This window comes from Pseudoalteromonas sp. SR45-5 (assembly GCF_014163565.1).
Classification (GTDB): domain Bacteria; phylum Pseudomonadota; class Gammaproteobacteria; order Enterobacterales; family Alteromonadaceae; genus Pseudoalteromonas; species Pseudoalteromonas distincta.
The window spans coordinates 1-4380 of the sequence record NZ_JACJDN010000332.1; the positions used below are offsets into that span (position 1 = coordinate 1).

Below are 4380 nucleotides of genomic sequence, written 5' to 3' on the forward strand. Positions count from 1 at the left end.
TTAAGTGAAAAATACCCAGAGCAAACCATAGAAAGACCCGACATAGGTATAATGCTAGAGGTACCTTCAAGTGTATTTATGCTTCCAGAGTGGTCGAAAAAAGTCGATTTTTGCTCAGTAGGTAGTAACGATTTAACACAGTATTTATTAGCAGTAGACAGGGCTAATGCACGAGTTGCCGAACTTTTTAACCCTTATCACCCGGGCGTACTCAGGGTACTAAATAAAGTAGCGCGTGAATGTGAGCAATATGAACTGCCGTTTAGTTTGTGTGGTGAACTAGGCGGCGATCCTGAAGGGGCTATTTTGCTTATTGCCATGGGTTACAGGCGCCTTAGTATGAATTTATCATCGCTTAATAAAGTTAAATGGGTACTTAGGCGTTTAAATGTCAGTGACATGGAACAACTATTAAGTGAATGCTTAGCGCAATCCACAGCCAAACAAGTACTACGTTTAACGCGAAGCTTTATGCTAGAGCATAAATTAGGTGATTTGTTTTACACTCCCAAATAAGCTTATACGCCTAATTAATTGCAATACACAGATGCTATTAGTTTTATAATCCTTTAATATATAAACCTTAAAAGGGTATTTGAGATTACTATGTATGACTTAGGTTTGTTAGTCGCAAGCTGCGCACTACTAGGCTGTATTGTTGGGTTTTTAGCTGGGTTACTAGGCATTGGTGGCGGTTTAATTATCGTTCCAGTTCTAAGCACTCTGCTACTGTCATTTAATGTAACGTCGGCTGATCATGTATTAGTAATTGCTATTGCAACCTCACTCGCTTCTATTTTATTTACTTCAACGTCTTCAGCGCTGGCTCATCATAAAAATGATAACGTGCCTTGGGATATTGCCCCATGGGTTATGTCGGGTGTGGCTTTAGGTGCACTTATTAGTGGCTTTGCAGCAAGTTTAATCCCTGAACAAATATTGCGTACAGTGTTTGCTATAAGTGTTGTATTTATTGCAGCAAGAATGGTGCTATCCGCGCGTAATAAACCGATGTCAGATAAACCGTTACCAGCAGGTCCTATTTTAGGTGGATTTTCTGCGATAATGGGCGGATTATCAGGTTTAATTGGTATTGGTGGTGGTGCTTTAATAGTACCTATGCTTAATTACTTTTCGGTTGATATAAAAAAAGCAATTGGCTGCGCAGCCGCGTGCGGAATTGTTATAGCATTATTTGGCTCTGTTGGTTACATCAGCGCAGGTTGGCATGTTACCGATTTAGAGCATGGTTTTGCTGGGTTTGTTTATTTACCTGCATTATTTGGAATTGTTATTACCTCGTGGTTTGTTGCGCCTATTGGCGCTAAAGCAACTCACTATTTACCTGTTAATACAATTAAAAAAGTTTTCGCGGTGCTGCTTGTAGTTATCGCAATTAAAATGGTTTTTAGCTAAAGGTTTATTTTTTATGGCACTTGAGTTTCCTCAAATTGATCCAATTATTTTTTCTGTTGGACCGCTAAGCGTACGTTGGTATGGCTTAATGTACTTAATAGGTTTTGCATTTGCGATGTGGTTTGCTAATCGTCAAGCGTCAAAGCCAAATTCGGGTTGGACTAAAGACCAAGTAAGCGATTTACTGTTTTACGGCATGTTAGGGGTAATACTAGGCGGGCGTATTGGCTACGTATTGTTTTACCAGTTTAGTTATTTTATAGAAAACCCACTGTATTTATTTAGAATAGATCAGGGCGGTATGTCGTTCCATGGTGGCACACTTGGCGTTATAACCGCCGTCGCAATTTTTTCGTGGACGCGTAAAAAGTCACTGCTTCAAGTGGGCGACTTTGTTGCACCACTGGTTCCTGTAGGGCTTTTAGCTGGACGTATTGGTAACTTTATAAACGGTGAGTTATGGGGCCGAGTTACCGATGTGCCATGGGCAATGGTATTTCCAACGGGCGGTCCGCTTGCGCGTCACCCATCGCAATTATACGAAGCATTTTTTGAAGGCTTAGTGCTGTTTTTAATCCTGCAATGGTTTATTAAAAAACCACGTCCAGCAGGGAGTGTAGCCGGTGTATTTTTATTAGGTTACGGCGTGTTTAGATTCTGTATTGAATATTTCCGCCAACCCGATGCACAACTCGGTTTATTTGCCGACTTTATTTCAATGGGACAAATACTTTCACTTCCAATGATAGTGGGTGGTTTAGGCTTATTAATTTGGGCATATAAGCAACCACAACACGTTACACCAGCTAAGGCATAATAAGAAAAGCATGAAACAATATTTAAAATTATGTCAGCGTATTGTTGACGAAGGTCAGTGGGTCGAAAACAAACGTACAGGTACACGTTGTTTAACCGTTATTAATGCCGATTTAGAATACGATGTGGCTAATAATAAGTTTCCGATGATCACGACGCGTAAAAGTTACTACAAAGCAGCTATCGCCGAATTGCTAGGTTATTTACGCGGTTACGACAGCGCTGAGCAGTTTCGAGAAATTGGCTGTAAAACATGGGATGCCAACGCGAACGATAACAACGCATGGCTTAATAATCCTAACCGTAAAGGTGAGGATGACATGGGACGTGTTTATGGCGTACAAGGCCGTGGTTGGCAACGACCAGATGGCTCAACGCTTGATCAGCTTTCCAAAGTTATTAATAACTTACAAAATGGCATTGATGACCGTGGTGAAATAATCACGTTTTATAATCCAGGTGAGTTTGAGCTTGGTTGTTTGCGCCCGTGTATGCATACGCACACTTTTTCACTACTTGGCGATACGCTATACTTAACGTCATACCAGCGAAGCTGTGATGTGCCACTTGGCCTTAATTTTAATCAAATTCAGTGTTTTGTGTTGCTTGCGCTAGTGGCTCAAATTACCGGCCACAAAGCGGGTAAGGCGTATCATAAAATTGCTAATGCACATATTTACGAAAACCAACTTGAGCTGATGCGTGATGTGCAGTTAACGCGTAAGCCATTTGCATCACCTCAGTTAAAAATTAATCCAGAAATTAAATCATTAGAAGACATAGAAACGTGGGTAACACGAGACGACTTTGAAGTAACAGGCTATCAATGCCACGAAGCGATTCAATATCCATTTTCAGTATAATAAAAGATTAAGGAAAACATAAAATGAAAGCAGTCATCCCAGTAGCAGGCCTTGGTACTCGTATGTTACCAGCCACTAAAGCAATTCCTAAAGAAATGCTGCCAGTGGTAGACCGTCCTTTAATTCAATATGTAGTAAACGAAGCCGTTGCTGCAGGCATTAAAGAAATAGTGTTAGTAACGCACTCAAGTAAAAATTCAATCGAAAATCACTTCGATACGAGCTTTGAACTAGAAGCTACTTTAGAAAAGCGTGTAAAGCGGCAACTACTTGCCGAAGTGCAAGCAATCTGCCCTAAAGACGTAACCATTATTCACGTACGCCAAGGTGAAGCAAAAGGCTTAGGCCATGCTATTAGTTGTGCTGCGCCTATTATTGGTAACGAACCGTTTGTAGTTATTCTACCTGATGTAATTATTGATGATGTAGAGAGCGATCTTAAAAAAGATAACTTAGCAGAAATGATCGCTAATTTTGAGCAAAACAAGCATAGCCAAATAATGGTTGAGCCAGTACCAATGGATGAAGTAGATAAGTTTGGTGTGGTTGATTTAGGCGATGTTGACTTAAAACAAGGTGAAAGCTCGCCAATTTTTAACATGGTAGAAAAACCGCCAGTAGACGAAGCGCCATCTAACTTAGCTGTAGTGGGTCGATACGTATTAAGCGAAAACATATGGCCGTTACTTGCAAAAACTCCGCAAGGAGCAGGCAATGAAATTCAATTAACTGACGCAATTGCGATGTTAATGGAACACGAAAAAGTAGATGCATACGCTATAAAAGGCCGTAGCCACGATTGTGGAAGTAAAATTGGTTATTTAAAAGCGACTATTGAATTTGCACTTCGTCGCGATGAATTTGCTGATGAATTAAAGTCATTTATTAAAAAACTGATTTAACAGTTAATGTAAATCATGAAAGGCGCCTATATCGGCGCCTTTTTTATGAGTTTTATCAGGCCTGTTTATCTTTCGAGGCTAAATTTGCAGCAGGCTGTTTGGTATTTAGGCAAGGCAGAGCCTATGTAGTGTGGTTATTCCCCATAAATAGGTGATAACGTAGTATAGATGCCAAACATGCGCTGCCCGAAGGGTTCTGCCTCGGGGCAATTTACTCTTTGTTGCCTACATGGATGTAGGTAAGGGGCGTGAGCAGGACGCGGAAGCTTTACTCGGTTTTTACTTATTCTTACAGGGATGTAAGTCAGTAGAATAACGCAGGAGCAGTTATCGAGCCCACTAGGTTACAAACCTCGCGCCGCGATTAAATAGCCCCTAGATTG

5 protein-coding genes are annotated in these 4380 nt (G+C 40.8%); all 5 read left to right on the forward strand.

Annotation, left to right across the window (positions count from 1 at the left end; genetic code table 11):
• On the forward strand, nucleotides 1-516 hold a 516-nt coding region (locus tag H5072_RS12655; protein ID WP_310735880.1), incomplete at its 5' end, for a putative PEP-binding protein.
• A 90-nt stretch (nucleotides 517-606) separates the two neighbouring features.
• Nucleotides 607-1416, forward strand: coding sequence for a sulfite exporter TauE/SafE family protein (locus H5072_RS12660; RefSeq protein WP_182693717.1), 810 nt, complete (start codon nucleotides 607-609; stop codon nucleotides 1414-1416).
• 13 nt (nucleotides 1417-1429) lie between these two features.
• Nucleotides 1430-2233 (forward strand): prolipoprotein diacylglyceryl transferase, encoded by an 804-nt coding sequence (gene lgt / locus H5072_RS12665; RefSeq protein ID WP_024598743.1) that lies wholly within the window; start codon nucleotides 1430-1432, stop codon nucleotides 2231-2233.
• Nucleotides 2234-2243: 10 nt separating this feature from the next.
• Complete coding sequence (locus tag H5072_RS12670) at nucleotides 2244-3095, forward strand: thymidylate synthase (RefSeq protein WP_182693718.1); 852 nt, start codon at nucleotides 2244-2246, stop codon at nucleotides 3093-3095.
• Nucleotides 3096-3118: 23 nt separating this feature from the next.
• A complete protein-coding gene (gene galU / locus H5072_RS12675) occupies nucleotides 3119-3997 on the forward strand; it encodes a UTP--glucose-1-phosphate uridylyltransferase GalU (protein WP_002958699.1) in 879 nt (292 codons plus the stop codon).
• Nucleotides 3998-4380: the final 383 nt, after the last annotated feature.